Origin of the sequence: Caldicoprobacter sp. (assembly GCF_047459465.1) — a bacterium.
In the GTDB taxonomy this organism is placed as follows: domain Bacteria; phylum Bacillota; class Clostridia; order Caldicoprobacterales; family Caldicoprobacteraceae; genus Caldicoprobacter.
This window is the reverse complement of record NZ_VSCO01000101.1, coordinates 1-6,563: the sequence shown is the minus strand read 5'-3', so window position 1 is coordinate 6,563 and position 6,563 is coordinate 1. Positions and strand designations below refer to the sequence as shown.

General features: G+C 43.4%; 6 protein-coding genes. 2 read left to right on the top strand and 4 right to left on the bottom strand.

Annotated features, from left to right (window positions below; all coding sequences use genetic code 11):
* Positions 1 to 515: DUF6106 family protein (locus tag FWJ59_RS07005; RefSeq protein WP_414481240.1), on the bottom strand; the 515-nt coding region annotated here is incomplete at its 3' end.
* 193 nt (positions 516 to 708) lie between these two features.
* On the opposite strand from FWJ59_RS07005, the gene FWJ59_RS07000 reads away from it, so the two are divergent.
* Entirely contained in the window at positions 709 to 2,307 is a 1,599-nt protein-coding gene (locus FWJ59_RS07000; protein WP_414481239.1) for a hypothetical protein, read from the top strand.
* Between the two features lie 69 nt (positions 2,308 to 2,376).
* Here the strand turns inward: FWJ59_RS07000 and FWJ59_RS06995 are convergent, their stop codons facing one another.
* The 3 genes from FWJ59_RS06995 to FWJ59_RS06985 all read right to left on the bottom strand — a co-directional run bounded on the left by FWJ59_RS06995 (position 2,377) and on the right by FWJ59_RS06985 (position 5,834).
* Positions 2,377 to 3,600 carry a S1C family serine protease gene (locus tag FWJ59_RS06995; protein WP_414481238.1) on the bottom strand — a complete coding sequence of 408 codons (1,224 nt, stop codon included), beginning with the start codon at positions 3,598 to 3,600 and terminating at the stop codon, positions 2,377 to 2,379.
* A 101-nt stretch (positions 3,601 to 3,701) separates the two neighbouring features.
* On the bottom strand, positions 3,702 to 5,144 hold the full coding sequence (locus FWJ59_RS06990; protein WP_414481237.1) for an ATP-binding protein: 1,443 nt from the start codon (positions 5,142 to 5,144) through the stop codon (positions 3,702 to 3,704).
* Between the two features lie 3 nt (positions 5,145 to 5,147).
* The gene (locus FWJ59_RS06985; RefSeq protein WP_414481236.1) at positions 5,148 to 5,834 is read right to left on the bottom strand and encodes a response regulator transcription factor; all 687 of its coding nucleotides are present in this window, start codon (positions 5,832 to 5,834) and stop codon (positions 5,148 to 5,150) included.
* A 240-nt stretch (positions 5,835 to 6,074) separates the two neighbouring features.
* Between FWJ59_RS06985 and FWJ59_RS06980 the strand changes: the two genes are divergently transcribed.
* A partial coding sequence (locus FWJ59_RS06980; protein WP_414481235.1) for a hypothetical protein occupies positions 6,075 to 6,563 on the top strand: 489 nt, incomplete at its 3' end.

Genomic DNA, 6,563 nt, shown 5'->3' with positions numbered 1-6,563 from the left:
GGATTGAATATCTTGAAAAGCTCCACCAGCTTGTCGCTGGGTTCGAACACCAACATCGATTTGACGCCATCCTGGGTGAAAATACCGTAATAAAGCCTCGGCCCGCGATTGAGAAAATAGTTATATCTCTTTTGAATCCCCTTGTGATGAAGCATACGCTTAAAGCCCTCATCGCTTATGGGGGCAATCACCTCAAAATCCTTTATATCCACCGACAGAAGCTTTTTCCTTTTGCTGTTATTGATAATCTTAGCTATATCTAAAATTCCGTTTGTAAAGGTATAGTCGTACTCAATCCTCTGATTGTTCTTGAGCACAAAACAGCCGTAGGCAAGCCCTCCGCATACCAGCATAAAGATTATGTTAGATATGTTTATGATGCCGTTCATTATGCTTGCAAGCCCCTGTAGGGCAAACAACCCAAATATGATCATGCCAATATAACATATAACATAGATCACCGAATTTAAACCGGAATTTATCTTGGTTACCGATTCTTCATGAAAGTAATCCATTAAAAGCTTATCCCCCTTTACAAATCATTATTTTATATGGCTTTTATATGGCTTTGTAAATAATTGTAGCACGATTTTGGTTATATTAAAACCCCCTAATAAAAATTCAGGTGCCCTGAAATTTTTATCTAAATTGAAGGATTTTTGGTGAAACTTGCGAATTTTTTTATTATCAAGGAAGGGAGGTCTTTCCATGCTGTGTCCAAATTGTGGTACCAGAAATAATTACTATCACCGTTACTGTTACTATTGCGGATATAAACTGGTAAAGGATCGGGAAGAGGTAACCCCCTATGAAAAGGAGCACTCCAAAAAACCTGAGATTGATCAGCCAACCAGCCATGAAGAGATGGTTGACCAGCTACAAATAGATGAAAAAACAGCTGACCAGCCATTAACCGATGAAGAAAAAACATCTGACCAAGACCTCGATCTCGATTACCTGTTTAAAACCGATAGGGACAACATATGGAATGACGAGGCCTTAGATTGGTTTTTTGAAGAGCCTGAGTACATGCAACAATTTCCCCTCAGGCGCCATCGTAAAGATAAAGGCTCTACGTTGGCCAAGCGCACTGCCAAGATATGCACAGCCATCATGGTGCTGGCCGTATTCCTGTTTATAAGCTATATCATGGTGGATCAGATTTGGCGCTCAAAAGACAAAACCGCTGGTTACGGGACAAATGTTATAGCATCCACCTCAGTGGAAGCTACAACCATCGATGGAAAGCCTGCCCATAAGATCATCGTAAACGCTAGCAATGGTGAAAGCGTGGAGGTTCTGGGCAAGGTATATCCCGTCATAGACGGCAAAGCAGAAATAGTGTACGAAGACGCCTTTCTATACTCGTATTTTTCACAGGGCCAGAAAGAGGACGAAATCGTAATAGAGCTTGACATCACCATCCATGGTGAGGATTTACCGGATACAAAAGAAAAGGTAACTTTTACCTTAACTCAGCCTTTGGCGCCCTTGACTTTGATACATCCCGAATCGGACGAAACCATGGTAGAAGGTAAAAAATACCGGATAATACTCGAGGTGGAACCGGGTTCCCAGGTATTAATAAATGGCAATAACTATAGCGATCTCGTTGATGAGGAAGGCAGATTGGAAAAAGAAGTGGAAGTCCCCGATGAGCCTGAAAACGTATATGAAATCCGGGTATCCACACCGGGCTATGCCGATCACATACGCTACATCGTTTTAAAAAGGGAGGTTATGGAGGTACCGTTGACCATAGATCAGCCCATACCGGTACAGACGAGCGACAGCTGGGCAAAGATCACCGGTACCACCCATCCACAAGCCGTGCTGGAAGCAAGCCTTGAGACGAGGTCGCAGCCTACCATTGACCCTGAAACCGGAAATTTCACTCTTTATGTAAAAGCTAACGTATCCGGATATACTCCATGTACCATAACGGCCCGGGTGGAAGGCCAAGGAGAATCAAAGTTGAATTTGGTAATCGAGCGCCTGTCAAGCGAATCGGAATACACTAGGCGCGCCTGGGCCTTGGACTATGACGAACTCAAATCCAACCCGGAACTCCACAACGGCAGAATATTCGTATTTGAAGGAATCGTAAAGGATATAATAGCCCTGGGGGATAAAAGCGCCTTTACCGTTGATGTATCGAGCGACAGTTCATCCGAGCAGCTGGTGTACGTAGAGCATTGGAATGGCTTGTCCGTCAGATCAGGAAACAAGGTGAGAATATTTGGCAATAGATGGGGGAATCATGAAGGCATACCACGCATACTGGCTAAGTATGTGTATCGCCGCTAAAGTTAAAGCAGCCCTGGCCTAATTAAACAAGAATAAAAATGAGCGCTCTAAGAAGAGCGCTCATTTTTATTACTCTAACGCTTGTAGGGTTACGCGGAATACGTACTCCTTGCCGTCACGCCATACCTTTACCTTTACTACATCCCCAACTTTATGCTGGTTTAAGATGTTCTTCAATTCATCGTATGTGGTTATGGATTTATCGTCAATCCCTATGATCACATCGCCGGGTTGAATCCCAGCTTTCGCTGCAGCTCCATTTTGCATAACCGCTTGTACATAAATCCCCCGTGGATAATTGAGCCTTCTAGCATCTGATGCAGTAATTTCCTGACCCAGAATTCCAAGCCCCGGTCTCTTTCCTTCTCTCACCACAGTCCCGTTTTTAATCAATTCCTTCACTATGGGCAAAAATTCGTTAGAGGGTATGGCAAAGCCCAAGCCTTCAGTCCCACTTCCCTTCAACGTGTTCATCCCTATGACTTCGCCTCTGGCGTTGACCAGCGCCCCGCCACTGTTGCCACGATTTATTGCCGCATCGGTCTGTATCAGGTTCATGGGTTTTTGGTCAATAACGAGGGTACGATTTACAGCACTTATTACCCCCACCGTTATGGTCCCTGCAAGTTCATGTCCCAACGGATTTCCTATAGCCACAGCTAACTCTCCAGGACGGACCTTATCCGAATCCCCTATCTTTGCTACAGCGTATTTCACTTCCTTCAGATCTTCAGGGTCCACCTTCACAACTGCCACATCGCTGGCGGTATCTATACCCACAAGCTGAGCCTTTACCTGCTTTTCCCCTTGAAACACCACATATATTTCCTTGGCGCCTTCCACCACATGTGCATTGGTGACTATATATCCCTCATCGCTGAGTATGATGCCTGATCCATAACCTTCCTGCTCCTGCATGTATACATCGCCAAAGAACCAGTCCCTATAGGTTATAATGCTCTTGTTGGTTATGCCTACCACAGCCGGGCCGACCTTTTCGGCAATCTCCACCACAGGATTATCTGAAGTAATGAACAAATCCCCCTTGTAACCCAGTTCGGGAACTTCATTCTCATCTTTTCCCTCGCTGGCCTGATTACTCTGGGCAACATTTTTCTCTTGTTCGCTTGGCGTAACAACGGCATTTTTTGAATTATCATCGCTGATGTATGGCAGCATGTAATACATGCCAATGGCTCCCAATAAAGTGAAGACCACCGCTATGGTTATATACTTCCATATTCTGCCTTTGCCCTGATATTGCTGTTCATCGAATTCATAGAATTCCCTCATGCTCCACACCCCCTAGTTGATTAAATTTATCTTTCATTTACTCTACGCTTTAATTATAAACTTTCTTTTTTAACAAAATATGAACGTCTTGTAAATAATTTTTACCGTGGAGCCCTCTCTGGCCTTTTGGACGCCTTCAAGGAAAATATAAATGCCGTCCCCTCACCCAGCCGGCTGTTGACCCATATATTCTGCTCATGCTGTTCTATGATCTTTTTTACGATGGATAGTCCCAGGCCTCTTCCCCTGTCCTTACCGCTTCTTGACTTATCGACCTGATAGAACCGCTCCCATATATGCACAATATCTTCCTTCGGGATGCCCGGCCCTTGGTCTTGAATCTTCACATAAACCTTATCCCTGTGCTTCCAGGTCTTTATGATCAGCTTGCCGTTTTCCCGATTGTACTTTATGGCATTGTCCAGCAAGTTTATTATCACCTGTTGAATTCTATCAGCATCGGCTTCCACCCAGCAGTGTTCATCTTGAAAGTCGACCTCCACCTCTATGCCTTTTTGGTTTATCCTCTCTTCCTGCGAGATGAGCGAACGCCTGATATGCTCATTGACGTCAAATACCGAAAGTTTGAGAGGGAATTGTCCCGATTCGATCTGCGTAAGGTCTAAAAGCTCATCGATCAGCTTGCTAAGCCTCTGAGCTTCTGCCAGGCTTATGCTTAAGTACTTTTTCATATCTTCCGGCTTTATGGTATTATCCAAAACTCCCTGGATATAGCCCATGATGGAGGTAAGTGGTGAACGCAATTCGTGTGATACATTGGCCACAAAACTCCTGCGCATATCTTCTAGTTTTTCCAGAGAATCGGCCATAGCATTGAAATTAATGGCCAGCTGGCCAATTTCATCCTTTGTGACCACTTTAACCCGACGCTTGAAATTCCCTCTTGCAAATTCCCGGGAAATTTCGTTCATCTCTATCAATGGGTTTGATATGCGGCGGGACATCCAGTAAAGCAGCACTACCGAAAGGCCTGCAGAGATAAAAGCAGCCCACCATATATTCCTGTAGATGTCATACATGGTACGCCTGATCCCTTCTACGGGAGAATGCAAGAATATGGCACCCCTAATCCTTCCGTTAATCCTCAAGGGCACCCCTACGGTCAAAACCGGCGTGTTAAAACGGCCGCCAAATTGTCCGGTCTTGGTAATGATATTTCCCTTCAATATCTGGATGAATTCCTGTTCGGTAAGCTTTTGTTCCTGCCATCTCTCCTGATCTTCTTTTGAAGGGCTGTAGGCAATCCAGATATAGCCCAGCCCATCGCTTACCCATATGGTGGTATTCAAAAAGCGATCGATGATCTTAAAATAGCTATACAATGACCGTTGGTCCATAAGCCCCATGCTGTACATTTCGATATAAGGGTTAAGCTCCTGGGCCTCCCTTATGAGTTCCTGTTCTTTTTTGCTAAAAGTGTAATCCATAAAAAAGGTTGACAGAAGCAATCCCAGTATTACAATGGTAACGACTATGATCACAAAATAAGTGACCATTAAACGGGTAAATATCGAACGAAACATCATCTACTTCACCTCAAATTTGTACCCCACACCCCAAACCGTCTTTATATGCCATACATCGGTAGGATCTGAAAATTTTTCCCTCAGCCTCTTTATATGGACATCCACAGTCCGGGTATCACCGTAAAAGTCATACCCCCATACGCGGTCCAGCAGCTGTTCCCTTGTAAATACCTTGTTGGGATGTGAAGCTAAAAAGTACAATAGCTCTAACTCCTTGGGTGGAAGCTCCATCGTCTTTCCGTGGTATTCTACGGTATAATTGCCAATGTCCACAGTTAAGTTTGGATAGGATACTATCTTCTCTCTGATGCCCGTAGCCTTCGATCTGCGCAAAACTGCCTTGACCCTGGCAACCAGTTCCTTGGGATCAAAGGGCTTCACGATGTAGTCATCAGCCCCTAATTCCAATCCCAGCACCTTGTCAAACGTTTCCCCTTTGGCGGTAAGCATTATAATTGGGATGTCGCTTATCTTACGAATTTCCTTGCATACCTCCCAGCCATCCATTCCTGGGAGCATTATATCCAATATTACCAGGTTGGGTGGATTGTTTTTGAAGGATTCAATGCACGATATTCCGTCTAGGCAATGCTCAACCTGATAACCCTCCTTTTCCAGATACAGCCTTATAAGCTGGCATATATTGGGATCATCATCCACCACCATAATTCTTTGCTGTGCACTCATCCATATTGCACCCTTTCCAGAAAATTTCTACCTCTATAAATATAAATTATACACAAAAGAAGAAGCGCAAAAAAGCTCCTATCTATTAAATCTAGGTCTTTTTTCACATTTTTTAGACTTAAGAAGGATTTTGGTATTTTATGTAGAAATATTATTTGAACTTATAACAAATTATGACAACACTAAATTTAACATGACAGAAAGGAGGGAAAGCAAGGGTATCATACCCTTGCAAAAGACGTGGCAAAGACATTGGATGAGATAAAATCCTTTCGTTTAAACAGCATAAGCAATAAACTCATAGCAGCCTTTCTCATAATGATCATCCCCATATCCATCCTCGGGTATTATTCCAAGGGCACAGCGGAAAAAGCCATACAGCAGACCGCTGCTCAATCTACCATCCAAGCCATGGAACAGATATCGCGATATATTGAATTGATCTTCTCAACGATTGATAGTACTTCCCTGCAAATATTTACAAATGAAGACATACAAGATTTTCTATTGATAAAAGAAGAGCAGATGCAAACCTATGACTTCATTCAAAAGCTGCAGACTGTACAGTCATTATTAAACAGCTATACTCTAAGTAATAAGTACATCGACAGTATAGCCCTTTTAATTGACGAAAAGCGCAGCATAGCAGCAGGAAACATTACTACTCTATCCAATGTAAATTTTGAAGAAATAAAAAATTCCGAATGGTACAAAGCCGCTATAGAAGCA